Origin of the sequence: Helicobacter acinonychis, assembly GCF_900461455.1 — a bacterium.
Classification (GTDB): Bacteria; Campylobacterota; Campylobacteria; order Campylobacterales; family Helicobacteraceae; genus Helicobacter; species Helicobacter acinonychis.
On the sequence record NZ_UGIA01000001.1, the window covers coordinates 112,303 to 137,729 of the forward strand.

Annotated in this window: 18 protein-coding genes, 1 other RNA gene and 2 pseudogenes; 15 read left to right on the top strand and 6 right to left on the bottom strand. The window is 37.9% G+C overall.

Annotation, left to right across the window (positions count from 1 at the left end):
- Window position 1: 1 nt before the first annotated feature.
- Both DYI00_RS00520 and DYI00_RS00525 read right to left on the bottom strand, forming a co-directional pair.
- Window positions 2–232, bottom strand: a complete 231-nt coding sequence (locus DYI00_RS00520; protein WP_011578244.1) for a FeoA family protein — start codon at window positions 230–232, stop codon at window positions 2–4.
- Window positions 229–3,165 (bottom strand): DUF3971 domain-containing protein, encoded by a 2,937-nt coding sequence (locus tag DYI00_RS00525; protein WP_011578243.1) that lies wholly within the window; start codon window positions 3,163–3,165, stop codon window positions 229–231. The genes DYI00_RS00520 and DYI00_RS00525 overlap by 4 nt, the downstream gene beginning before the upstream one ends.
- On the opposite strand from DYI00_RS00525, the gene mltG reads away from it, so the two are divergent.
- The 11 genes and pseudogenes from mltG (at window position 3,083) to DYI00_RS00580 (ending at window position 14,861) form a co-directional block, all read left to right on the top strand.
- Complete coding sequence (mltG, locus tag DYI00_RS00530) at window positions 3,083–4,078, top strand: endolytic transglycosylase MltG (RefSeq protein WP_011578242.1); 996 nt, start codon at window positions 3,083–3,085, stop codon at window positions 4,076–4,078. The two genes, DYI00_RS00525 and mltG, sit on opposite strands and share 83 nt — an antisense overlap.
- Window positions 4,079–4,257: 179 nt before the next feature.
- Window positions 4,258–4,599, top strand: coding sequence for a 4Fe-4S dicluster domain-containing protein (locus tag DYI00_RS00535; RefSeq protein WP_011578241.1), 342 nt, complete (start codon window positions 4,258–4,260; stop codon window positions 4,597–4,599).
- Window positions 4,599–5,726 (top strand): 2-oxoglutarate synthase subunit alpha, encoded by a 1,128-nt coding sequence (locus tag DYI00_RS00540; protein ID WP_011578240.1) that lies wholly within the window; start codon window positions 4,599–4,601, stop codon window positions 5,724–5,726. The genes DYI00_RS00535 and DYI00_RS00540 overlap by 1 nt, the downstream gene beginning before the upstream one ends.
- A 1-nt stretch (window position 5,727) precedes the next feature.
- Complete coding sequence (locus tag DYI00_RS00545) at window positions 5,728–6,549, top strand: 2-oxoglutarate ferredoxin oxidoreductase subunit beta (RefSeq protein ID WP_011578239.1); 822 nt, start codon at window positions 5,728–5,730, stop codon at window positions 6,547–6,549.
- A complete protein-coding gene (locus DYI00_RS00550; RefSeq protein ID WP_011578238.1) occupies window positions 6,549–7,109 on the top strand; it encodes a 2-oxoglutarate:acceptor oxidoreductase subunit OorC in 561 nt (186 codons plus the stop codon). Before DYI00_RS00545 ends, DYI00_RS00550 begins: the two co-directional genes overlap by 1 nt.
- 148 nt (window positions 7,110–7,257) lie before the next feature.
- A complete protein-coding gene (locus DYI00_RS00555) occupies window positions 7,258–10,197 on the top strand; it encodes a restriction endonuclease (protein WP_011578237.1) in 2,940 nt (979 codons plus the stop codon).
- Window positions 10,187–12,056, top strand: a pseudogene (locus DYI00_RS00560) (site-specific DNA-methyltransferase). Before DYI00_RS00555 ends, DYI00_RS00560 begins: the two are co-directional and overlap by 11 nt.
- 106 nt (window positions 12,057–12,162) lie before the next feature.
- Window positions 12,163–12,327 carry a hypothetical protein gene (locus DYI00_RS00565; protein ID WP_011578235.1) on the top strand — a complete coding sequence of 55 codons (165 nt, stop codon included), beginning with the start codon at window positions 12,163–12,165 and terminating at the stop codon, window positions 12,325–12,327.
- Between the two features lie 8 nt (window positions 12,328–12,335).
- Complete coding sequence (locus DYI00_RS00570; RefSeq protein ID WP_011578234.1) at window positions 12,336–13,808, top strand: disulfide bond formation protein B; 1,473 nt, start codon at window positions 12,336–12,338, stop codon at window positions 13,806–13,808.
- 34 nt (window positions 13,809–13,842) lie between these two features.
- An RNA gene (rnpB, locus tag DYI00_RS00575) (RNase P RNA component class A) lies at window positions 13,843–14,158 on the top strand.
- A 124-nt stretch (window positions 14,159–14,282) separates the two neighbouring features.
- Window positions 14,283–14,861, top strand: coding sequence for a tumor necrosis factor alpha-inducing protein (locus DYI00_RS00580; protein WP_011578232.1), 579 nt, complete (start codon window positions 14,283–14,285; stop codon window positions 14,859–14,861).
- 2 nt (window positions 14,862–14,863) lie between these two features.
- On the opposite strand, the gene pbp1a is transcribed toward DYI00_RS00580, so the two are convergent.
- From pbp1a to DYI00_RS08660, 4 genes and pseudogenes are all read right to left on the bottom strand, one after another.
- Window positions 14,864–16,843: a penicillin-binding protein 1A gene (pbp1a, locus tag DYI00_RS00585; RefSeq protein ID WP_011578231.1), complete on the bottom strand. Its 1,980-nt coding sequence runs from the start codon at window positions 16,841–16,843 to the stop codon at window positions 14,864–14,866.
- On the bottom strand, window positions 16,844–17,965 hold the full coding sequence (locus DYI00_RS00590; protein WP_011578230.1) for an aminotransferase class I/II-fold pyridoxal phosphate-dependent enzyme: 1,122 nt from the start codon (window positions 17,963–17,965) through the stop codon (window positions 16,844–16,846).
- A 13-nt stretch (window positions 17,966–17,978) separates the two neighbouring features.
- A complete protein-coding gene (locus DYI00_RS00595; RefSeq protein WP_011578229.1) occupies window positions 17,979–19,280 on the bottom strand; it encodes a methyl-accepting chemotaxis protein in 1,302 nt (433 codons plus the stop codon).
- A gap of 63 nt (window positions 19,281–19,343) precedes the next feature.
- A pseudogene (locus tag DYI00_RS08660) lies at window positions 19,344–20,964 on the bottom strand (ATP-binding cassette domain-containing protein).
- 159 nt (window positions 20,965–21,123) lie between these two features.
- Between DYI00_RS08660 and DYI00_RS00605 the strand changes: the two are divergent.
- The 4 genes from DYI00_RS00605 (at window position 21,124) to hemE (ending at window position 25,424) form a co-directional block, all read left to right on the top strand.
- On the top strand, window positions 21,124–22,656 hold the full coding sequence (locus tag DYI00_RS00605) for a flagellin A (protein WP_011578224.1): 1,533 nt from the start codon (window positions 21,124–21,126) through the stop codon (window positions 22,654–22,656).
- Between the two features lie 411 nt (window positions 22,657–23,067).
- Window positions 23,068–23,724 carry a 3-methyladenine DNA glycosylase gene (locus DYI00_RS00610; RefSeq protein ID WP_011578223.1) on the top strand — a complete coding sequence of 219 codons (657 nt, stop codon included), beginning with the start codon at window positions 23,068–23,070 and terminating at the stop codon, window positions 23,722–23,724.
- A complete protein-coding gene (locus DYI00_RS00615) occupies window positions 23,721–24,338 on the top strand; it encodes a hypothetical protein (protein WP_104687667.1) in 618 nt (205 codons plus the stop codon). Before DYI00_RS00610 ends, DYI00_RS00615 begins: the two co-directional genes overlap by 4 nt.
- Window positions 24,339–24,404: 66 nt before the next feature.
- A complete protein-coding gene (gene hemE / locus DYI00_RS00620) occupies window positions 24,405–25,424 on the top strand; it encodes a uroporphyrinogen decarboxylase (protein ID WP_011578221.1) in 1,020 nt (339 codons plus the stop codon).
- Window positions 25,425–25,427 lie beyond the last annotated feature (3 nt).

Below are 25,427 nucleotides of genomic sequence, written 5' to 3' on the forward strand. Positions count from 1 at the left end.
TTTAAACGCTTTCCTTGATGATAAGGTATTGTGCTTCATGGGTTCTTAAAGCCACTTGAATGCGGTTGATTTTAACCGAAAGCGTGGCTTTTTTCATAGAAGAATGCAAAAGAGTGCATTGCACCCCTTCGTGGATACCAAAAGAGAGGAAGCGTTTTTTAAGGGCTTCATCGCAGTTGGTGATTTCTACAATTTCATAAACTTTGTCTTTAATGGCTTCATTGAGCGTCATTTTAAGTTCCTTTTTGATTCAATATTTTTTTTGACTTCATCCACGATAATATCAATGGGCGTGAAAATGCGGCGCAAGATTTTAAAAGGTGCTTGGATAATATCTGCCGCTAAAGTCACTTTGGTTTTAGGGTTATCAAGCGTGCCTTTGACATTCACATTAGTGGTCACCTTGCCTTCTTTCCCTAAAATGAGATAGCCCACGATAGGGATTTTACTCAAAACGCTACTCAAAGCTTTGATGGTAGAAATTTCCAAATTCAAATCCAATTTGTCTGTATCCAATTCAATGATCCCATTGCCCACAACATCAAGCGTTTTACCGATAAGATCAATTTTTTCTAACCCTAAATACTTTTTAGTGATCCCAAAAACGACAGATCCGGTTTTGATTTGATAGCCATTAGCCCCTAGATAAGGGTTTCTAAAGACAATGAGAGAGGGAATGGTGTTGATGAGATTGACTATGTTTTGCATGAGAGCGAGATTTTTCAAGCTTGTGTTTTGGAATTTCAATTCGCCATTGAAAACCTGGTTTTCAAACGACCCAATAAGCGTGTATAAGCCCCCTTCCACAAAATCTTTTTGAAGGATGGTGTTGATATAATCCCCACTAAAATTATAGGCCTTAAAATACAAAGCCCCATGCACTAAATCCGCCAAAATCATGCCGTTTTTATAATTGCCATCAATTTTCACTCTATTATCTTGAGCGACGATGTCAAGATTTTCTAAAGGAATAGGCTTTCTTTTATAAATGAGCACCATGTCTTTAGCATGGATATTGGTCGCTATGGGGATGATTTTATGGGCTTTTTCATAGCGTTGTTTGGCGCTAATGAAAATATCTTCATCATGGATTTCTTTAGGGGTGGGCTTTTCTTTTTGTTTTTTGGAAAACAATTCTGCAATGGCGGGTATTTTGCTATCCAAGAATTCATCCACGCTCAAATCTAAATTGTTAAGGGTAATATCTTTTTGATCCCCCTTAATCTTAATTGAGACGCTTTTATTTGGGGTGTAGATTAGGATTTCATCTTTATTGATAGAGCCAAATAAAGAAAAAGAATTAAAATGCGATCCATCGCTACGATAAATAGGGAGATTGATTTTCAAATCTTTAGCGAAAAAATCAATGTTTGAAAAATCGCTTGTAGAAACTTCCAAAGAGCCGTCTTTTAAAGCGATATAGTCCATAATGGGGGAATAGGGTTTGATTTTTTTCAAATCTTTGATTTTAAAAACATAGGCGTTATCTTTAAATTCGCCCTCTAATAAGAGTTGCGGCACGCTCCATTGCATGTGATCTGGGTTGGAAAAATCAAAACTCAACGACAGGCTTTTAAGAGTATCTCCGGTAGCGTAAAAAACATCCTTGCTGAATTTGTCTTCGCTTTGAGCTTTAATGGTATCGGTGATTTTTTTCCTAAAAACCTCTGAATTTTCCCCCGCTTGAATGATCGCGCTCAAGCTTTTCAAATCCAATGCAAAGTTCGTTTGCGGATCCTCTTTAGTGCCGTTGGGATCATAAGATCGCATGTTGATATTGTTATTGGTATTGACTTGGATTTTATGGACTTGAGAATCCAAAGAAAGGTTTTTTTGACCCAAATCCAAAGCGATTTTAGCGTCTAGATCCAGCATGTTTTCATAGCGCGTGTGGGTTGTGTCTATGTAAATGTATTGGTATTCTTGGGCGATGTTCAGGTTGATTTGAGCGCTTTGCGTATAAAGGGGGATATTATAGAGCGAGAGGGTGCCTTCTTGCAAATTGACATTACCTTGAACGCTAAATAATGGGGAGGTGTTTTTTAAAAATTGCAAAGTGAGTTTCAAATCCGTGCTAGCCGGTGCACTGACTTTATCTAAAGGCAGAGTGATTTTATAAGCGCTCAATAAATTTTTGATGCTATCGCCATAATAACTAGGGATTGTTTTGATAAAAAGCTCTAATTTAGGGGCTTGCAAGAGGTAGGAAAAAGCGGCGTAGGTGCCGGTTAGATCCAAGTTTTCATAAGCGGTTTTTTGGGGTTGTATGAGAAGCTGGTTGTCTTTAAGGACTAGTTTGGTTTTATCCATTTTAATGGGCGATAAATTATCGTTAAAAACCACAGAAGGGTGGATCAAAGTGGCCTGGATGACAGAATTTTCTAAAAGCGATGGGAGGAATTTATTAGGAGTGAAATTGGCTTTGATTGAGGCGTTATCAATCTTAAAGCTAGAAAATTGGATCTTGTCAAAAATCCATGTTTTTAAATTTTGTTGCGATTGTTGTTGGAAAAGGGGCTTTAAAAACGCTAGGCTTTTTATTTGAGAAGTGTTCGCTCTCAATTCTATGGTTTTTAAATCGGTTAGCCCTTTTAAATATATCGTAGCGCTAGGTTCATTCAAGGGCTTGACAATGAGATCAAACGCCATTTTTCTCGCTTTGGGCGAATAGTGTGCACTGCCATCCACTTGGACTTTAATCTTTTTAAAGAGCAAATTGATGATTTTAAGCTTGATGTTTTTGTCATTTTCTAGGGAAAAATCCCCCTTGATTTCTGGAAATTCTAACTCGTATTTACTCCCATCAAACAAGATATTGGCTTTGTTGTTATCGTCTAAAATGATTTCTTTAACTTTAAATTTTTCAAAATAAGATACCGCCCAAATGCCATAACGGATATCTTTAACCAAATCAGAAACTTCCAAATGCTTTTTATTGGGATCTTTATGGAATAAAGAAGAGAGATCGACTCGTTCAATTTCTAAAGAAAGTTTGTTATTAAGTTTTAAGTATAATCCAGAAACACTAAACTTTCCGATTTTTAAATTTTGTATATGCACGCCGTTTGAAAGGGTCTTGTGAATGACGACTAAAAGAGTGAATACTGCCACAAAAAAAATAATGACATTAAATACTTTTTTAGATATGTGTTTTCTTTTATTCATCGGCGTTCTTTTTTATTTAAGTATACCAATTTATTCTAACAAAGTGGTGGTTGTCCCGCAAGGTTCGCTCAAAAAAGTGTTTTTCTCTCTAAAAGAGCAGGGAGTGGATATTAACGCTTTGGATTGGCTTTTTTTACGCCTAATGGGCATGCCTAAAAAAGGTTATATTGACATGGGCGATGGGGCTTTAAGGAAAGGGGATTTTTTAGTCCGTTTGATTAAGGGAAAAGCAGCTCATAGAAGCGTGACTTTAATCCCTGGAGAAACCCGCTATTTTTTCACGCAAATTTTGAGCGAGACTTACCAACTAGAAGCAAGCGATCTTAATCAAGCTTATGAAAGCATCGCACCCCGATTAAACGGCTCTGTGATAGAAGATGGAGTGATACTACCAGACACTTATCATTTGCCTTTAGGAGAGAATGCGTTTAAAATCATGCAAGCTTTGATCGGTCAATCTATGAAAAAACACGAAGCTTTAAGCAAACAATGGCTTGGATACTACCATAAAGAAGAGTGGTTTGAAAAGATCATTCTCGCTTCTATTGTGCAAAAAGAAGCCGCCAATATTGAAGAAATGCCCTTGATTGCGAGCGTGATTTTTAACCGCCTAAAAAAAGGCATGCTTTTGCAAATGGATGGGGCTTTGAATTACCAAGAGTTTTCACATATCAAAGTAACTAAAGATCGCATTAAAAACGATAGCACCCCCTACAACACTTATAGGTTTAAGGGCTTGCCTAAAAACCCTGTAGGGAGCGTGAGTATAGAAGCGATTAAGGCTGTGATTTTCCCTAAAGAAACCAACTTTTTGTATTTTGTGAAAATGCCCAATAAAAAACATGCCTTTAGCACAACTTATAGGGAACATTTGAAAAATATTAATATTTCTAGTAACCATTTTTATGATTAGGGTTAATGGGGCGTTTTTTCTTCTAAAATGATTAAAAAGTGTTTAATATTTTCTCATTTTAATTTTAAGTTCCTACTATTGAAACATTTTAGAATTTATTAAATAAGGCTTGCTACAATTTTAGGCGAATTTTGGTTGCTAGGGTTTAAAATGCAGACTTTTAGCACAAAGGAGAATGAATGGCTAAAATGAACGCTCCAGATGGGATCGCTGTTTGGGTGAATGAAGATAGGTGCAAGGGTTGTGATATTTGCGTATCTGTATGTCCAGCTGGAGTTCTTGGCATGGGGATTGAAAAAGAAAGGGTGCTTGGAAAAGTCGCCAAAGTGGCTTACCCAGAGAGTTGTATTGGTTGCACGCAATGCGAATTGCACTGCCCAGATTTTGCAATTTATGTGGCTGACAGGAAGGATTTTAAATTCGCTAAAGTTTCTAAAGACGCTCAAGAAAGAAGCGAAAAAGTCAAAGCCAACAAATACATGCTCTTAGAAGAGACTATTTTAGAAGGGAGAGGCAAGTGATGCGTGAGATTATTTCTGATGGGAATGAATTGGTCGCTAAAGCGGCTATTGAAGTGGGGTGTCGGTTTTTTGGGGGCTATCCTATCACGCCAAGTTCGGATATTATGCATGCAATGAGCGTAGCTTTGCCAAAATGCGGTGGCCATTTTATCCAAATGGAAGATGAAATCGGTGGGATTAGCGTGTCTTTAGGGGCGAGCATGAGTGGGACTAAGTCTATGACAGCGAGCTCTGGTCCTGGTATTTCCTTAAAAGTGGAGCAAATCGGCTATTCTTTCATGGCAGAAATCCCTTTAGTGATCGCTGATGTGATGCGTTCAGGCCCATCAACTGGGATGCCCACTCGTGTGGCTCAAGGCGATGTGAATTTCTTAAGACACCCTATACATGGGGATTTTAAAGCCGTTGCACTTTCCCCTGCGAATTTAGAGGAAGCTTACACAGAGACCGTTCGTGCGTTTAATTTGGCTGAAATGCTCATGACTCCTGTGTTTTTACTCATGGATGAAACCGTGGGGCATATGTATGGCAAGGTGCAAATCCCAGATTTAGAAGAAGTGCAAAAAATGACCATTAATCGTAAGGAATTTATGGGCGATAAAAAAGACTACAAGCCTTATGGGGTTGCACAAGATGAACCGGCTGTTTTAAACCCGTTTTTTAAGGGGTATCGCTACCATGTTTCAGGCTTACACCATGGACCTATTGGCTTTCCTACTGAAGACGCCAAAATTGGTGGGGATTTGATTGACAGGTTGTTCAATAAGATTGAATCCAAGCAAGACATTATCAATGAAAATGAAGAAATGGATTTGGAAGGTGCTGAAATTGTTATTATCGCTTATGGTTCGGTTTCGTTAGCGGTTAAAGAAGCTTTGAGAGATTACAACAAAGAAAGCAAGCAAAAGATCGGATTTTTCAGACCCAAAACCTTATGGCCAAGCCCAGCTAAACGCTTGAAAGAAATAGGGGATAAATACGAAAAAATCCTTGTGATTGAATTGAATAAAGGGCAGTATTTAGAAGAAATTGAAAGGGCTATGCAAAGAAAGGTGCATTTCTTTGGGCAAGCCAATGGGCGCACGATTTCGCCCAAACAAATCATCGCAAAGTTGAAGGAGCTTTAAAATGGCGTTTAATTATGATGAATATTTGCGTGTGGATAAAATACCCACTTTGTGGTGTTGGGGCTGTGGCGATGGCGTGATTTTGAAATCCATTATCCGCACGATTGATGCGTTAGGTTGGAAAATGGATGATGTGTGCTTGGTGAGTGGGATTGGTTGCAGTGGGCGCATGAGCTCGTATGTGAATTGCAACACCGTTCATACCACGCATGGCAGAGCCGTAGCGTATGCGACAGGGATTAAATTAGCTAACCCAAGTAAGCATGTGATCGTGGTTTCTGGCGATGGCGATGGCTTTGCTATTGGGGGTAATCACACCATGCATGCATGCAGAAGAAACATTGATTTGAATTTTATTTTAGTGAATAATTTTATTTATGGTTTGACCAACTCTCAAACTTCACCCACTACGCCTAATGGCATGTGGACGGTTACGGCTCAATGGGGCAATATTGATAACCAATTTGATCCATGCGCTTTAACCACGGCTGCTGGGGCGAGTTTTGTGGCTAGAGAGAGCGTTTTAGACCCTCAAAAATTAGAAAGAGTGCTTAAAGAAGGCTTTTTACACAAAGGCTTTAGCTTTTTTGATATCCATAGTAATTGCCATATCAATTTAGGGCGTAAGAATAAAATGGGCGAAGCGTCTCAAATGCTCAAATGGATTGAAAGCCGGTTAGTGAGTAAACGCCAATTTGAAGCCATGAGCCCTGAAGAAAGGGTGGATAAATTCCCTACCGGCATTTTAAAGCATGACACGGACAGGAAAGAATATTGCGAAGCGTATCAAGAAATCATTGGAAAAGCACAAGGAAAACAATAATGGAAGTGCAATTACGATTTACGGGTGTTGGAGGGCAAGGCGTGTTGTTAGCAGGGGAAATTTTAGCTGAAGCGAAAATTGTGAGTGGGGGCTATGGCACTAAGACTTCCACTTACACTTCGCAAGTGCGTGGCGGGCCCACTAAAGTGGATATTTTGTTGGATAGAGATGAGATTATTTTCCCTTATGCTAAAGAGGGCGAGATTGATTTCATGCTTTCAGTCGCTCAAACAAGTTATAACCAATTTAAAGGCGATATTAAAAAAGGCGGTATCGTTGTTGTTGATTCCAATTTGGTGACCCCCACCAAAGAAGATGAGGAAAAATACCAACTTTATAAAATCCCCATTATTAGCATCGCTAAAGATGAGGTGGGTAACATTATCACGCAATCTGTCGTAGCGTTAGCGATCACCGTGGAGCTCACTAAATGCGTAGAAGAAAATATCGTGCTAGACACCATGCTTAAAAAAGTCCCTGCAAAAGTCGCTGAAACAAACAAAAAAGCCTTTGAAATTGGCAAAAAACACGCTTTAGAAGCTTTGAAAGTGAGAGGTTAGCGCTTCTAAACTCTCATTTTGAATTTCTTCTCTTGATAAATTTTTTGAGAATTTGATTATGATGGGATCAAAATAAGCTCTAAAAAGGGGCTTTGAGTGGCGTCTTTACAAATTTTGACTGAGACGCTTACAAAAGAGCAAAACACCAATGATTTTTGAAAAGCAAGACTACCAGCAAGAGTGTATCAACAACATTATCACGCTTTTAAATGGCTTTGATTTTAAGCACCACAATGCTTTAGTTCTCAAAGATTGTGTGAGTAAATTCTATGCCACACACGAAATTCCTGTCAAAAATTTAAGCGGCAAGCTTAATGTTGATATTCTAATGGAGACAGGCACAGGCAAAACTTTTACTTATTTGAATCTGATCTTTGCACTCCACAAGGCTTACAAGCAAAATAAATTCATCATCTTTGTTCCACGCAAAGCCATTTTAGAATCAGTTAAGCAAAATATCCGCCTTACGAAAGATTATTTTCACTTAGAATTCAAACGCCACCTAAAAACCTACACTTATGAAGGGGCTAAATCGCAAAGCAATATCATTAACCACTACATTAAAAACCAAGATGAACTGAGTGTCTTGCTTCTTACTAACAGCGCAATTGATAAGGGTGCAAACATACTCAACAAAAACAGCGAAAACCTTTTTAACACCAAAAGCATTTTTGAAAATATCGCTGGGTTAAAGCCTATTTCTATCATAGACGAGCCGCATCTGCTTAAAGGTGAAGCGTTTAGTAAGTATTTTAGTAAAATAGGAGCGCTTTATTTTCGCTTTGGGGCGACTTTTGCTAAAGAAAAAGAGCATGCTTTAAGCAATGTTGCCTTTTGTTTAGACTCAATTAGCGCGTTTAGAAATTACCTTGTCAAACAAATTAAAGTCCATTCTATCGTGCAAGATTCTCAAGCTCCGTTTTTGCTCAATGCGGATCAAAAAAGTGCAAAAATTGCCTTTTATAAAGCAGGCATTCTTAAACAAAGCGCCGTTTTAAAGGGAGAGGATTTAGGCAAGATTGACGCTCAATTTAGTGGCATTAGTTTGGTTAAAAGCACCAAAGACAAGGCTTATTTGAGCGATGGCACTACGCTTGAAAAGGCAAGTTCTTATAAACTCGTACAAGATGAAATCAGCACCCTTTTAGAAAAAGCCATTGACTTGCATTTTGAAAAAGAGAAATTTTTGTTTAGCCAAAACATTAAACCGTTAAGCTTGTTTTTTATCCCACGAATTGAGGATTTTAGGCAAATTGAGGGAAAAGGCACGCCCTTTATAAAAACCGAATTTGAAAGGCTTTACAAACTCAAACGCGCTTCAATTCTAGCAAAGGCGGATTTATCGCCAAGCTATAAAGAGTATTTGGAAAGAGACTTTGATGAGAGCGGTAATTTACGCGTTTATCAGGGCTATTTTAGCGGCGATAGCATAGCGCTTAATAAGTGCAAAAAAGAAAGCAATAGAGAAAACATTGAAGCGAACGACATTAAAATGATTTTAAGCGAGAAAGAAAAGTTGCTTTCACTCCAAACGCCTTTGCGTTTTATTTTTAGCGTGTGGGCTTTACAAGAGGGTTGGGATAATCCAAACATTTTTACCCTTACCAAACTGGCAAGCTCCACAAGCGAAACGAGCCGTCATCAGCAAGTGGGACGGGGGCTAAGAATTGCTGTAAATAATGAGGGTAAGCGCGTTACGCATGGATTTTTAAATGCAAATGATAGCGCTTTTTATGAGATAAACTACCTTGATATGCTAGTGAGTGGCGAGGAAGTGGGCTTTATAGAGGGTTTGCAAAAAGAGATTGAAGCGAGTAGTTTTATAAGCGGTGGCAGTGTTCTAGACAGAGAAAATTTAGCCAATTTAGGGCTTAATGACAGAGAGATAAATAAACTTTGCATTAAATTAGAAGATTTAAACGCCCTAGAATTTGACGAAAACAGCAACACCTACAAAATCATTGCGCCCATTTATGAAACGATGCAAAACAACGAAAACATAAAAAGCTTTTTAGGCGAGAAATTTAGCACCGTTTTAAGCGCGTTTAAAATGGCTGAAAATGCAACCAATAAGCACGATCAAGTTATAAACGCTAACCAACCTCAAGAAAAAGTTAAAATCCGCCAAGATTTAGCTAAGGAATTTAAAGAGTTGTGGCAAACCATCAACATGCAAGCCAATCTAATCTATCAAAATATCCAAAAAACCGCGCTAATAGAAACGATCGCCAAAGCGTTTAATAAAAACCATGTTAGGCGTGAGGTAATCACTGTTGAAAGCAAAAGGTATGATGCAAAAACGAATCAAATTATCACAGAAGAATCAAGCGTCTTAAAAGAGAAAAACTATACTAACGCCTTACAAAAAGAGATAAACGCCCTTTTATTGGACTTTGCCAAAGACGAACGATTGCCTTTAAAATTCATTCTTGAACTTTACAACGCCTTAAACAAAGAGCATTTTAAAAACTCACCCAAAAAAGCCTTTGATTTGCTTAAAAATATCATTAAAGACGAGTTGCATGCAAATTTGCTTTCTTGCGTGAGTTATGAATTTTGCCAAAACGCCTTTTCAAACATGGCTTTTGACACAACAGATCCGCTTTATTTTAAAGATGGCTCACCCAAAACTGAGATTGAAAAACACAAAATAGGCAAATACAAAAGCGAGCAAACTCCAAGCCAAAATTATCTTTATGAGACGATCATTTATGATTCTAAAATTGAAGAAGAAGTGAGCAAAGAAAAAGCGCTAAAAATAGAAAACAAAAGCATAGAAGTTTTTGCCAAACTTCCTAAATTTAAAATCCCAACACCTTATAAAAACTATGAGCCAGATTTTGCTTATTTGCTTAAAGACAATAAGGGCGAAAAAATCTTTTTTGTTTGCGAAACCAAAGGTTATGAAAACGAAAGCCGCATCCCACAAGATGAAAAGCGTAAAATTGACTACGCTAAGAAATTTTTTGAAACGCTATCTGACCATTTGAAAGATGCACAAATAAAAGTCATCTTTGCCACACGCATCAGCAAACAAAATTTATTGAGTGCACTTAACAACGCATTAAAGGATCGCAATGATAGATAAAAATAAAGCCAACCAAATGGGTATCCCTACTATCCAAAGCCAGCAAGAAAATAATGCCCTTTTTGACACCCTTAAAACGCGCTTCCCAGAGACGATAAAAGACCAGCAAGTGAGCTTAAGCGCTATAAAAATGCTTTTAGGCTTGAATGAAAGCATGAGCAATATCAGCGGCTATGAGCTCACTTGGACGGGCAAAGGACTTGCCAATGCCCTTTACTCTACGCCTTGCCAAAAAGCGCTAAAACTCAAAGAAACTTTTATCCCACCATCACAAAAGACCCACCCCAAAAACGCCATTATCATAGGCGACAATCTTGATGCGCTCAAACTCTTAAAACCCGCTTACAGCGAAAAAATAAAGATGGTTTACATCGATCCGCCTTACAATACGACAAACGAAAATTTTATCTATCCGGATAATTTTAGGCAAGATTACAAAAAGATTTTAGAGGAAGTGGGCCTGATTGAAATTGATGAAAATGGGGAAGAAGTTGAAAGCGAGAGTTTGAAATTTTTTAAAAACATTCAAGGGAGTAGGACGCATAGCGGATGGCTTTCTTTCATGCTACCTCGCCTAAAACTCGCGCGCGATTTGCTCAAAGAGGATGGCGTCATTTTTATCCATTGACGATAATGAACAGGCCAATCTGAAACTTTTATGCGATGAAATTTTTGGGGAGGGGAATTTTGTGGCTGATTTCATCAGAAAAACTAAAAGCACGACTAATGACGCTAAAATAGGCGTCAATTACCAACATGAATTTTTACTCTGTTATGCGAAAAATAAAGAATTTGTCAATCTCTTGGGAGGAGAAAAGAATTTAGAAAACTACAAAAACCCCGATAATGACCCAAATGGAGTATGGACAAATACAGACCCAAGTGCAAAAAGTGGCACAAAAGAAAATGGATATTTTGCGATTACTAATCCATATACTGGCAAAGTGGATTATCCACCTGTGGGTATGTTTTGGCGTTTTTCTCAAAATACCATCCAAAAACACATTGACGATGGGCGGATCTGCTTTAAAAAAGAACACGGCGAAAATGAGCGTGGATTTATCTATAAAAGATATTTAAAAGATTTAAAAACCACAAAAAAGACTTTTGATAGTTTGATCTTTAGCGATAATTGTTATATGAACCAAGCGGCGACTAAAGAATTATTAAGGCTTGAATTAGCGGAGTATTTTAGTTATCCAAAGGGTGTGGATTTCATGGCTAAGATTATAGAACATGCTACCGAAAAAGGTGATATTATATTAGACTTTTTTGCCGGGAGCGGGACAACTGCGCATGCGGTGATGGAATTAAACGCAGAAGATAAAGGCAACAGAGAGTTTATTTTAGTTCAAATTGATGAAGAGATTAAAGAGGATAAAAATAAGAGCGCTTATGATTTTTGTCAAAATGATTTAAAAAGCGCAAAGCCTGTCATTAGCGATATTACCATAGAGAGGGTCAAAAGAGCCGCTCAAAAAATACTGGAGTCATCAAACGAAAACGATTTGAATTTAGGCTTTAAAGTTTTTACTTTACAAGACAAAGCGCAAATCGCAAACGACAAAGAAAAAATAACGCTTTTTAACCGATCGGATTTAACGCCCTTTGACAAAGCCTTAAATTTAGCCTTACAATGCGGTAAGGTTCTCAATAAAGCGCTAGAAATTATCATCAAAGACAAACTCTACAAATGCGAAGACGCTTACTTTTGTATAGCGTGCGATAAGGAAGTGTTAGAGCATTTAGCGAAAAGTAAAAACGAAATGGTGTTTTTAGACGGCTATGAAGAGATAGATTTAGAAGCCTTTCTCAATTTCAACGCTGGTTTTAAAGAGCGTTTGAGCGTGGTGTATTGATTGAAATGGGGTTAGAAAACCCGCTTTATCTCGCCTCTAATTTTTGTTTTTATTTATTGAATAATCCGTTTTTGGGTATAATCCTACGAAAATTTTAAGGAATGGCATGGAGTTTTTAGGATTGCTCTTGAGTCTAGTTGCTATTTTTATCGCGTTAAAAAAGCCTGAAAAAGAGAATTGGGCGTTTGGGATTTTGGTTATTGTGTGGTTAGTGGAGCTCATTATTTTTATAGCCCATAGCTCTAGCGTTTTGCCTAATATGAATTTATAGGGGGATACATGAATAAAGAAGCTAGATTTTATAACCTTTTTTCTTTAGCGGTTTTGGGGATTTTGATCTTCCCTGTGGGTTTGGCGAATTTTTATTTTGGCTATGTTTTGAAAGATTCCCCTTGTATTTTTTGCTGGGCGCAACGCATCAACATGATTTTAATAGGGGCGGTGGCGCTTTTGGTGGTGCGTTTTGGGTTTAAGCCTAAATATATCGCCTTGTTGTTGCTCATGGCTAGTAGCGGGCTGTATGAGAGCTTTTATCATACCGGTAGCCATGCATTAGAAGATGTGGGGCAAGGCTTTGCACTCGCTATTTTAGGCTTGCACACGCAGTTTTGGGCGCTTTTTGTCTTTTTTAGCGTGGTGGTGTCTTTAGCGCTTCTGCTCTTTTTTTCCCCGAATATTCACAATTTTAAAGATCGTTCATTAAACATGCTCCAAAAAAGCGCTTTTTATATTTTCTTTATTGTGGTGGGCTCTAATGCAATGCAGGCGTTTTTTTCTACGGGGCCTTTCCCCTACATAGGGCAAAGCGATCCGGTGCGGTTTTCTTGGAATTTGAAAGAATCTGTTTGGTCTATGGAGAATTGGGTTCATTTGAAATTCCCAAGAAGCGTTTTTGGCAGAAGGGATGTGGGTGAGCCTTTGAAATTGAGCGCTTTACCTAAAGACAATGATTATGATCATTCGCCTTTAGAAATCGCTAAAACCTTAAAAATAGAAAAAAAAGAAGAGCTTTCTTTGAAACTTAATGGCACGATCACGGATTTGAACTTTAATGAAGACAACGCAATCCTTACTACAGAAAACCAAGGTCTTTATCTTGTGGGTAACGATTTAAAAACCATTCATAGCTACATGGTTTTAGATAGTTATTATAGCGCGACGGTGGGGTCGTTTGTGGGGGCAGATTTCAATGAAGATGAAAACATTGTGATCATGGGCAATAATAAAACGAGCGTAGAAATCACTCCTAACAAAAACGCTAACGCGCTTAAAAATTACCCTTATTTTTTAGAGGGGGCTAATTTTTTTGATGAAGTGGAGCGCAACCGCTTAAAAACTTCTAGGGCGAAAAATTATTATATTAGCGCTGCAAGAAGAGGGGCTAAATTGACTTATTTGATCACCGCTCCTAATAAACGCTATAAGGATTTGATTATCATCTCCATGCTCAATAGCGATAAACAAGTGCATGCGGAGTCTCTTCTTGAATTAGGTCATGCTAAGCTTAAAGAAAAAAGGGAGTTGGGTGAATTAGTTATTAGCGCGTTAGCTTTAAAAGACAATAAACTTTATGCAATCAGCAAAGAATTTAACACGCTTTTAGTCATAGACCCTACAAAAGAAGAGATCCTTGAAGTTTATGGCTTGCCTAAAGAGATTAAAAATATCAGCGCTGGGGGGTTTAGAAATAATGAGCTTGTCCTTGTTAGCTATGAGAATAATAAAAATATTCTCTATACCCTTAATTTTTAAACTCTTTTAAAGCTGCTTTTTTTTAATATACTGACGCATTAGAAGATGGTCGCTATTTTAGAATAGAGGAAAGTCCGGGCTACATTAGACAAAATTCCATCTAACGGATGGCTAGCGCAAGCTAAGGGAAAGTGCCACAGAAAGCAAACCGCCTTTTAAGGTAAGGGTGAAAGGGTGGGGTAAGAGCCCACCAAAGCTAAAGCAATTTAGTTTGTTTGGCAAACCCAATTTGTAGCAAGAAGTGCATGGTAAGTCTAAATTGATACGCACTTCGCTTGAGGAATATTGCAAAATATTCCCTAGATAAATGACCATCCATTGACAGAACCCGGCTTATTCTAATGCTTTATGGGTTGCGTGTTGATTTTTTTAAACAAATATTTAATCGCTTTATTTTATTTTTTTTCCTAGTTATTGCTTAAAACCTTAGAGATTTGTGTTACACTCTGTAAAATTAAAATCAAAGGGGATAGCGTGTTAGAAAAATCTTTCTTAAAAAGCAAGCAGTTAGTTTTATGCGGGTTGGGCGTTTTGATGTTGCAAGCTTGCACTTGCCCAAACACTTCACAAAAAAACTCTTTTTTGCAAGATGTGCCTTATTGGATGCTGCAAAATCGCAGCCAATATGTGACGCAAGGGGTGGATAGCTCGCACATTGTAGATGGTAAGAAAACTGAAGAGATAGAAACAATCGCCACTAAAAGGGCGACAATGAGGGTGGCACAAAATATCGTGCACAAGCTTAAAGAGGCTTACCTCTCCAAATCCAATCGCATCAAGCAAAAGATCACTAATGAAATGTTTGTCCAAATGACGCAACCTGTTTTTGACAGCTTGATGAATGTGGATCGTTTGGGGATTTATATCAACCCTAATAATCAAGAAGTGTTTGCGTTGGTGCGCGCTCGATCCTTTGATAAGGATGTTTTGAGTGAAGGGTTGCATAAATTATCTTTGGATAATCAAGCGGTGAGCATTCTTATTTCTAAAGTGGATGAAATCTTTAAAGCTTCTATTAATTACGGCGATGTTAAAGTCCCTATAAGCATGTGAGCTTAAAACAATAAGGGTTCTTCGCCACCGTCGGTTTTTTTGGGGGTGGGCGTGATGGAATTGGGGGTTGAATAGTAGGGGATTTTATCCACAACTTCTTTACGCATGTTTTTAGGAACATCAAACTTTCTTTTTAAAGAAGGTTCAATCGCTAAAATATTACGCATGAAATACGAATACACAGGTGCACTCACAATACCCCCTGTGGCTCTTTTACCAATGGGTGTGTTATCGTCTCTCCCAAACCAGATCACGCTTTGTAAGGTGGGGGTAAAGCCAATAAACCAGGCATCCACATTGTTATTGGAGGTTCCAGTTTTGCCGGCAATTTCTAAACCTTTAACGCGAGCCAGACCTCCTGTGCCATTTTCTACTGCATTCATCAAGGCTGAAAGGGTTAAAAAGGCTTGCTCTTTGGAGGTGATTTTTTTGGTTTCCATGGGCGTGAAAGTTTTGACTTCATTTTGTTGGTTGGTAATGCTTTCAATGAGCATAGGCTTAAGCATGACGCCATAATGAGAAAAGAGGGAATATTTTTCAGCCGCTTCAATGGGCGAGATAGCAAAGCTCCCCAACACAATGGACAAATCTTTAGGGAGGTTTTTAAACCCCATATCGCTTAAAGATTGATACACTTTTTCAAAGCCAAGCTGATCGCTTAAATTGATCGTGGCGAGATTTAATGAATGGCTTAAGGCTTCTTGTAAGGTTACAAGCCCTAAAAATTTGCGAGAATAATTGCTAGGGTGCCACGCATGGTTTTGTTTGCTGTTTTTACTATAATTGTCATTTTCAAAATTTCGTGCGGTATCAGGGATTTTGGAAGTGGTGGAATAGCCGTTGTCAAAAGCGATTTGATACACAAAAGGCTTGATCGCACTCCCAAATTGCCGTTTGGCTTGCGTGGCACGATTGAAAGCGCTTTTTTTGTAATCAATCCCCCCCACTAAAGCCAAGATCTTACCGGTGCTTGTGTCTGTAACCACCATGCTAGCGTTTAAATTGTCTTCGCTCTCATTAGGTGCATCGGTTTTTGGCCCTTCTTTAGCGATCTTTTCTAAGATTCTTTGATGCCCAAAACGCAAGGACTCTAATGCCAAGCGTTGGTAATCTAAATCTATGGTGAGTTTTATGATATAGCCTTGAGTTTTCAACCCGTCTAATTGATCCAATTGCTTTAACACTTCATCCACGACATAAGGGGCGATGTTTTGCGTGGAAGTTTGGTTATAGACAATTGGCACTTCATTGAGGGCGGATTTTAACTCACTAGGAGAAATCCAACCTAAAGAATACAACCGCCTTAAAATATCATTGGCCCTAGAGAGTGAAAATTCTAAGTTTTTGGTAGGGTCATAAAAACTAGGAGCCCTAGGCAAGGCGACTAACATAGCGATTTCTTTAAGCGTGAGTTTGTCAAGGGGTTTTTTAAAATACCCTAAACTTGCGGTTTTCACGCCATAATACCCATGCCCAAAAAAAGTTTGGTTCAGATAACGCTCTAAAATTTCTTCTTTGCTTAAGACTTGTTCAATGCGTATGGAAATGATCGCTTCTCTGAGCTTCCTGGTTAGCGTTTTTTCTCGTGTGAGCACCATGTTTTTAACGAGCTGTTGGGTAAGGGTGCTACCTCCTTCGGTGTAACGACCGCTTTGAGCGTTTTTAATCATAGCGCGCATGATAGCGTCTAAATTGATCCCCCCATGTTCAAAAAAGAGGGTGTCTTCTACCGCTAAAAGGCTTTCAATGAATCGTGGGGGGATTTCTTCAAAACGCGCATAAAAACGGAATTCTTTGTCGTAAATATTGGCGATCAAACGCCCTTTTCTGTCTAAAATCTGTGAAGCGACGCTCGGACGATAATCTTTAATCTTGGCAATATCTTTATCCGTATTCACCCAAACTTGAGCGATAAGAATGGCTAATAACCCCATAACAATTAAAACCAAAACACCTAAACCATAAAAAATCTTTTTTAGCATTTAACCACTTTTAAAAGGAGATTGTATTTTAGAATAATTTAAAAGGGTGTTTGCAAGCTCTTTAGTGTTTTCTAAGCTGTTTTTAAGAGACAAAGAGATGCGCAAAAGGGGTTTAGAAACCGTAGGAGGGCGGATAGCTCCCACTAAAAACCCTTTTTCTTTCAAAAAATGATGGGCGTTTAAAAGAGTGGTATTGTTTTCAAATTCTAAAGTAAAAAATCCTGCGAGCGTTTTAATGCCTAAGGTTTCAAAAATGATTTGTTGGTGTTGATTGAGCTTTGTTTTCAACTCTTTTTTTTGCATGACAAAGTATTCTAAATGGGCTAAAGTTAACGCGGTATCTAATAGGCTTAAAGCGGTGGTATAAATCACGCTTTTGGCACGATTGGTTAAAAACTCTACCACTCTTAAGGGGGCTAAAATGCAAGCCCCATAACTTGCAAGCGCTTTAGAGAAAGTGCTGAGTTTGATAATATTTTCTCTTTCTTTGATACGATGGTATTCTAAAAAACCTAGTAAATTTTCGCCGATAGTCCCAAAACTATGGGCTTCATCTACGATTAAAAAAGCGTTAGGGATTTCTTGAACGATTTCATAAAAATCATAAGGGGCGATGCTCGCATCCATAGAATAAACCCCCTCAATGGCTATGAATTTGAGCTTGTTTTTAGGGGCGTTGGAGAGTTTTTGTTTCAAATCTTTAGCGTCATTGTGCGAGAAAAAAACCACTTGGTTAGGTTTAGCTTTGGTGCTAAAAATCCCACTTGCATGGTAGTGTTCGTCCATAAATAAGAGAGCGTTTTTGACTAAAAGGGCGTCTATTAAAGCCAAATTGCCCAAAAAACCACTCCCCACTAAAAGAGCGCTTTCAAACCCTAGCAAATTGGCTAATTGGTTTTCTAATTGTGCATGCAAAGGGTGGTAGCCATTCACAAGCATGGAGGCTTTGGGAGAATGGGAATTATAAGATTGGAGCTTACAAAAAGCGTTTTCAAGCAAATCCTTTTTAACGCTCAAACCCAAATAATCATTAGAAGCGTAATCCCTTAGTAAAGGGTCAAACAACTCTCTTTTGCGGTAGCGTTTGGCATGGTGTAAGGCTTCTAAAGATTTAGAAAACATGAAAACACTTCAATCAATCGCCTTTTTGCACCGCTTCAATCATTTTATTGAGTTCGTCTTGTTTTTCATAAAACATTTTATCAATGTTTTCTTTGATGTGTTTGGCGCTATCTTCTATGGAATGGACTTTATTTTCTAAATATTCTAAATCGGTAATGTGATCTTCTTGGACGGCTTTAACGAGTTCATTCGCTTCGGTGTGCAAATTCGCATGGTAGCTCTCTAAAGCCCTATAACCTGCAGTGTTGGAAAAGTTTTCTTTGCCCGCACCTTCATAATACCATTTTCCTAAACGGCAACTCTTATGGCTAGTAGCGTTAAAGGAATTGAGCCCAAAGATCATGCCATAAAGGTTGTTTTTAAAGACCACATGATCGAGTTTAGCCAAGCCACAAAACACCCGGTTGTTGATATTATAGATCGTGTATTTTGCAGCTTGCGCGACAATCCTATTATTTTTCACGGTGGATTTAAGCTCTTCCACATCGCTTTTAATAGAGCCTACAATGGAGTTAATATCGTGGGTGTTGGTTTGAATATCGTTAGCTTCTTGCTGCATGCTTTTAACCACAACGGCGATTTCTTTAGTGGCTTTTTGGGTTTTTTCAGCGAGTTTTCTCACTTCATCAGCCACCACTGCAAACCCTCTGCCATGCTCACCGGCTCTTGCGGCTTCAATAGCGGCATTTAGGGCTAAGAGATTGGTTTGCTCTGCAATATCATCAATCAAAGAAATGACTTGATTGATTTCATTGCTCCGTTGGTTCAAAGAGTCCGCTAATGAAGTGGCGTTTTGCATTTTATCATAAAGCGATTCAATGTCTTGGCTCGTTTTGTTGACGGTTTTTAAGCCTTCAGTGGAATGCTCTTCGCCATTGTTAGCTGCATTCAAAAGTGCACCGGTTTCTTGATGGAAATGTTGCATGCTTTCTTGTGCACTTTCTAATCCCTCTTTTAAACTTGTGCAAAAAGTTCTAAACAAATCGCTTTTATGGTATTCCCCCATACCACCCACTTTTTTGGCTAGTGAGAAATATTGCACGCCATCAATGTTTTGGCTTTTTAAAGAATAAGAAACCCCTTGCAAATCAACACTCTCTGCATTGGCTTTAAGATGAGCGCTTTGTTCTTCTAAATTGCTTAAGCCTATAAGGTTTCCGCTCTTAAAAACGATTTTATTGTCCTTGATGCCTATAAAACCTTCATGCAAGCACAAATTTAAAAGGCTTTGGTAGAGATTGACTTCTTTTTTTAACGCCGTGATCTCAGAATCTTTTTGATGGATTTGGAGTTGCAATTGTTTATTCCCAAACATGGTGGTATCCCTTATTTAAATTTGACTGAGATTATACCCAAAATAACCAAACATTTTGATCGCTTATGAGTATTGTTGCTTCAAAAACAATTCATAAAATAATCCCTGTTTTTTCATAAGGGTTTCAAAGTTGCCTTGTTCTATCAGTTTGCCTTTATCTAACATATCTAACACAATAATTTCATCAGCTTGTTTGACGCTACCCATAACGGTGCGTAATGATTAAAGCCATTTTGGATTGCGAATTTTTAAAAATAAAATCTAAAAACTTTTTTTCTAATAATTAAAATGGGATCGATGGCGCTTGCTTGGCTCATCTAAAACAATGCAATTGCTTGGTTTTAAAAAGGCTCTTATAGTGGCTATGCGTTGCTTTTGACCTAAAGAAAAATCTACCCCATTATATTGCACTCCAAACAATGTGTTATTGCAATCATTAAGGCAACTTTGAAAATTTTCATCAAAAGATTTTAGTATTTCTCTTTTTTGATTTAATTGCTCTTTAGTGAGATTGTTTTGCATAAAAAGATTATCATCAATGCTATACCCAGCATAAAGAGAAAAATCTTGGAATATAGCGCTCATTTGTTGGTGATAGCTATTTAATTCCAAGTCTTGTAATGGGTATTTGTTGTTAATGATAATTTGACCTGAATTTGGGGTATAAAAACCTAATAATAAGTTAATCAGCGTGTTTTTCCCACTAGCATTACTGCCGACTGATGCATCAATTTTGTCTTGTAATCTAAATTGATAGCAAAAAACCACTTTCCATAAAACGATAAATATCTAGTGGAGCTAAACGCTTGGATATATCCAGCAATTGCCCCCACAGGATTTTGAAAGGATAATAAAAGCCATTAAAAAATAGTGCAACACTCATAGTGGTTGTTAAAATACCAACACATTATGGTAAGCATTAAGTTTTTTTGGGCGATTTTCACAAAACGATTGATATACAATTCTTTGTTTTCAATAAATTTATGGTGAAAATTGAATACAAGGCTAAATAATTAGGTTGTCCTTATTTTTTTGGTTATCTAGTCTAGAGTGTAGGTAATTTTGCATGCTCTCTTTTGTCTTGAGATTTATCTATGGAAGCACTATGTTTTTTGCTATTATGGTTAGATATAAGAATACAAGGAAGTGTTGTAAAAATCATTATAAATGTTAGATAAATATTAATATAAAATAATATTCTAAATAGACTAATAAGCCCTATAATAGCGTTGCAGGTTGAGAAATAAATTATTGACATAATTTAGTGGACGGATGTATAGACCATTATGGATAGCGTTAAGCTTAATGGTATGATCCTTGTTTTCAAAAAAATTTAGATTTTTAACTTTTGTGAGTTTAATAGCAAGCCGTGTGATGGTGTTTGTAGAAAATTGCTCGGCAATATTATAGTTTGTAGGCTTGATAAAATTCCCAAGAATACATGAGTTAAAAACAATAACGCTCCCCACAGTAGCAATGCGAATAAGAGCAATCTATATTCAAAGTGTGTATGGTCTTGTAATAGATTTGCCACAATACCAATCAATCTTATTGCAACAAGGAATATTTATCGATGGGAGAATGCCAAAAATAACACTATAATTGACGCCAATATAACATATTTTGGTGAGCTTTTATAGAGTGAAACAAAAGTTCTTAAAGGAGTGTTTTTTATAGTATCCATTGCAATAAGATTTAATGTGAATTTTCTCTGTTACACCTAAACTCATAACTCTTTCCAATTTTTATTTTCAAAGCTCTTTAAGATTTTAAACTTTAACCGATTATAGTTCCAACCAAAAGCAAGGATGCCTTTGGGTTTTTATAACAAGGAGTTACAACAATGGCTTTTCAGGTCAATACAAATATCAATGCGATGAATGCACATGTGCAATCCGCACTCACTCAAAACGCGCTTAAAACTTCGTTAGAGCGATTGAGTTCAGGTTTAAGGATTAATAAAGCGGCTGATGACGCATCAGGCATGACGGTGGCGGATTCTTTGCGCTCACAAGCGAGCAGTTTGGGTCAAGCGATCGCTAACACTAATGACGGCATGGGGATTATCCAAGTTGCGGATAAGGCTATGGATGAGCAATTGAAAATCTTAGACACCGTTAAGGTTAAGGCGACTCAAGCGGCTCAAGATGGGCAAACTACAGAGTCTCGTAAGGCGATCCAATCGGATATTGTTCGTTTGATCCAAGGTTTGGATAATATTGGTAACACGACTACTTATAATGGGCAAGCATTATTGTCTGGTCAATTCACTAACAAAGAATTCCAAGTAGGGGCTTATTCTAACCAAAGCATTAAAGCTTCTATCGGCTCTACCACTTCAGATAAAATCGGTCAAGTTCGTATCGCTACGGGTGCGTTAATCACGGCTTCTGGAGATATTAGTTTGACTTTCAAACAAGTGGATGGCGTGAATGATGTGACTTTAGAGAGCGTAAAAATCTCTAGTTCAGCAGGCACAGGGATTGGCGTGTTAGCAGAAGTGATCAACAAAAACTCTAACCGAACCGGCGTTAAAGCTTATGCGAGCGTTATCACCACGAGCGATACGGCAGTCCAATCAGGAAGCGTGAACAATTTAACCTTAAATGGGATCCATTTGGGCAGTATCGTAGATGTTAAGAAAAACGACTCAGACGGAAGGTTAGTCGCAGCGATCAATGCGGTTACTTCAGAAACCGGCGTGGAAGCCTATACCGATCAAAATGGGCGCTTGAATTTGCGTAGCCTGGATGGTCGTGGGATTGAAATCAAAACCGATAGCGTGAGCGATGGACCTAGTGCTTTAACGATGGTCAATGGCGGTCAGGATTTAACGCAAGGCTCTATGAACTATGGGAGGCTTTCTCTCACACGATTGGACGCTAAAAGCATCAATGTGGTTTCGGCTTCTGACTCTCAGCATTTAGGCTTCACAGCGATTGGTTTTGGGGAATCTCAGGTGGCAGAAACCACAGTGAATTTGCGCGATGTTACTGGGAAGTTTGACGCTAATGTCAAATCAGCTAGTGGCGCGAACTATAACGCAGTCATCGCTAGCGGTAATCAAAGCCTAGGCTCTGGGGTAACTACTTTGAGAGGTGCGATGGTGGTGATTGATATTGCGGAATCTGCGATGAAAATGTTGGATAAAGTCCGCTCTGATTTGGGTTCTGTGCAAAATCAAATGATTAGCACCGTGAATAATATCAGTATCACTCAAGTGAATGTCAAAGCGGCTGAATCTCAAATTAGGGATGTGGATTTTGCTGAAGAGAGTGCGAATTTCAATAAAAATAACATTTTGGCACAATCAGGTAGCTATGCGATGAGTCAAGCCAATACCGTTCAACAAAACATCTTAAGGCTTTTAACTTAGTTTTAAGAAAGGTGTTTGTGTAAGGTGTTTGTGTGGGGCTAACGCTTTAAGCGTTGGCTTTTTCGCTTTAATTTTCACTTCTTTTTTATAAAATACTTTTTTAGCTTTGTTCTCATTGAGCGTTAATAATGAATTTAAAAAATGCTAAAAGCATTTTTACAATAAAATAATAAAAAGCTTGATTTTAATCAAGCGATAGCTTTTTAAAAAAGCGGTCTTCTTGGGTTAGGGGGATCTTAAAGGGGTTAATGGGGGGCATTATCGCAAAATGTCCCTCTATCCCCTTAAGGGAATGAGTTTTGTTATAAAAATTGAAGTTAAAAAACCCCATTTTTTAAAGAATTAAAAGTCTTTAGTCATCAATATTTGACTACAATAGAATTTTTTTTATATTTCTTATAGGGGATTATTGTGTTAGATAGTTTTGAAATTTTAAAGGCTTTAAAGGGTTTGGATCTATTGAAAAACGCTCCCAGTTGGTGGTGGCCCAATGCACTTAAATTTGAAGCTCTATTAGGGGCGATTTTAACGCAAAACACTAAATTTGAAGCCGTTTTAAAATCGTTAGAAAATCTAAAAAACGCTTTCATTTTAGGGAATGATGATGAAGTCAATCTCAAAAAGATCGCTTATATAGAGTTTTCAAAACTCACAGATTGTGTCCGCCCTAGCGGGTTTTATAACCAAAAAGCCAAACGCATGATCGTTTTGAGTGAAAACATTTTAAAAGACTTTGGAAGTTTTGAAAATTTTAAAAAAGAAGTTACTAGAGAGTGGCTTTTAGATCAAAAAGGCATTGGCAAAGAAAGTGCAGATGCGATTTTATGTTATGTATGCGCTAAAGAAGTGATGGTGGTGGATAAATATAGCTATCTTTTTTTGAAAAAATTAGGTATAGAAATAGAAGATTATGACGAATTGCAAAATTTTTTTGAAAAAGGCATTCAAGAGAATTTAAATTCCGCTTTAGTGCTTTATGGAAACAGCATTTCTTTGGCGCAACTTTATGCGAGATTTCATGGAAAAATCGTAGAATTTTCTAAGCAAAAATTGGAGTTAAAGCTTTGATTTTTAGATTTTTTTACGCCTTAAGCTTTTTTTTAGGGGTTTTGTTAGCCAAAAAGGATTTAAATTTTTTTAAACCTTTAGAGCCTACCAAAAATTATTTTGGATCTTTTAAAATCGGCTATCTTTACCAACATGCAAACACGATTAAAAGAGCCCCTATCCGCCTAAAAAACCGCTCTCCCCTTTTGATGGATAAAATTTATCATGACGCTTCTTTGGGTTTTGACGCAGGGTATCTTTTTAAAAAGAAAGCTTTGTTAGGGGGGTATTTGGATGCAGGAATGGGTGGTTCGTATTTCATGAGCGCTGGATTAGCAGCTGGGGTGAGACTTTTTAAGGGGTGGGTTATCCCTAAAATCGCATTAGGCTATCAACTCCAAATTTTAGGGACTAAGATTGACAAATACCAATTCAATATCCAATCAGCGGTAGGGAGTGTGGGCTTGTTTTTCAATGTGGCTAAAAATTTTGGTTTGAGTTTAGAAGCAAGGGGGGGCATTCCTTTTTATTTCATCCAAAGCAAATTTTCTAAAGCATTTGGCACGCCACGATTGAATATCTATTCCATTGGTATCACTTTCACCTTTTATGATTTTACTAGATTTTTAGGGTAAAATACTTTTTAAGAATTAACTATAAAGTATAAAAATAACCATTAAGTAAAGTTTCAAGGATTTATGATGATTTTCATTGATGCATGTTTTAAAAAAGAAACACCTTACACGCCTATTTGGATGATGAGGCAAGCGGGGCGTTATCTTAGCGAATACCAAGAGAGCCGAAAGAAAGCTGGGAGTTTCTTGGAATTGTGTAAAAATAGCGATCTAGCCACAGAAGTGACTTTACAGCCGGTAGAGATCTTAGGCGTGGATGCGGCTATTTTGTTTAGCGATATTTTGGTAGTGCCTTTGGAAATGGGCTTAGATTTGGAATTTATCCCTAAAAAGGGACCGCATTTTTTAGAGACTATTACGGATTTAAAAAGCGTGGATAGCCTTAAAGTAGGGGCATATAAGCGGCTAAATTATGTCTATGATACGATCTCTCAAACGCGCCAAAAACTTTCTAAAGATAAGGCGTTGATCGGTTTTTGCGGATCACCTTGGACTTTGGCGACTTACATGATAGAGAGTGAGGGGAGTAAATCGTATGCTAAAAGCAAAAAAATGCTTTATAGCGAGCCTGAAGTTTTGCACACACTTTTAGAAAAGTTAAGCGCTGAATTGATAGAGTATTTGAGCCTTCAAATCCAAGCTGGGGTCAATGCGGTGATGATCTTTGATTCATGGGCGAATGCTTTAGAAAAAGAAGCTTATTTGAAATTCAGCTGGGATTATTTGAAAAAAATCTCCAAAGAGCTTAAAAAACGTTATGCACGCATTCCGGTCATCCTTTTCCCTAAAGGGGTCGGTGCTTATTTGGATAGCATAGATGGGGAATTTGATGTGTTTGGGGTGGATTGGGGCACGCCTTTAGAAATGGCAAAAAAGATTTTAGGCGATAAATATGTTTTGCAAGGGAATTTAGAACCCACCCGCCTTTATGATAAAAACGCTTTAGAAGAGGGCGTTGAAAAGATTCTAAAAATCATGGGCAATAAGGGGCATATTTTTAATTTAGGGCATGGGATGTTGCCGGATTTACCTAGAGAAAATGCGAAATATTTAGTGCAATTAGTGCATAATAAAACCAAGCACTAGGGG

Coding starts and splice junctions, on each gene's coding strand:
- DYI00_RS00520 (WP_011578244.1), bottom strand. CDS start 232: ATGACGCTCAATGAAGCCATTAAAGACAAAGTTTATGAAATTGTAGAA.
- mltG (WP_011578242.1), top strand. CDS start 3,083: ATGACGACTAAAAGAGTGAATACTGCCACAAAAAAAATAATGACATTA.
- DYI00_RS00525 (WP_011578243.1), bottom strand. CDS start 3,165: ATGAATAAAAGAAAACACATATCTAAAAAAGTATTTAATGTCATTATT.
- DYI00_RS00535 (WP_011578241.1), top strand. CDS start 4,258: ATGGCTAAAATGAACGCTCCAGATGGGATCGCTGTTTGGGTGAATGAA.
- DYI00_RS00540 (WP_011578240.1), top strand. CDS start 4,599: ATGCGTGAGATTATTTCTGATGGGAATGAATTGGTCGCTAAAGCGGCT.
- DYI00_RS00545 (WP_011578239.1), top strand. CDS start 5,728: ATGGCGTTTAATTATGATGAATATTTGCGTGTGGATAAAATACCCACT.
- DYI00_RS00550 (WP_011578238.1), top strand. CDS start 6,549: ATGGAAGTGCAATTACGATTTACGGGTGTTGGAGGGCAAGGCGTGTTG.
- DYI00_RS00555 (WP_011578237.1), top strand. CDS start 7,258: ATGATTTTTGAAAAGCAAGACTACCAGCAAGAGTGTATCAACAACATT.
- DYI00_RS00565 (WP_011578235.1), top strand. CDS start 12,163: ATGGAGTTTTTAGGATTGCTCTTGAGTCTAGTTGCTATTTTTATCGCG.
- DYI00_RS00570 (WP_011578234.1), top strand. CDS start 12,336: ATGAATAAAGAAGCTAGATTTTATAACCTTTTTTCTTTAGCGGTTTTG.
- pbp1a (WP_011578231.1), bottom strand. CDS start 16,843: ATGCTAAAAAAGATTTTTTATGGTTTAGGTGTTTTGGTTTTAATTGTT.
- DYI00_RS00590 (WP_011578230.1), bottom strand. CDS start 17,965: ATGTTTTCTAAATCTTTAGAAGCCTTACACCATGCCAAACGCTACCGC.
- DYI00_RS00595 (WP_011578229.1), bottom strand. CDS start 19,280: ATGTTTGGGAATAAACAATTGCAACTCCAAATCCATCAAAAAGATTCT.
- DYI00_RS00605 (WP_011578224.1), top strand. CDS start 21,124: ATGGCTTTTCAGGTCAATACAAATATCAATGCGATGAATGCACATGTG.
- hemE (WP_011578221.1), top strand. CDS start 24,405: ATGATTTTCATTGATGCATGTTTTAAAAAAGAAACACCTTACACGCCT.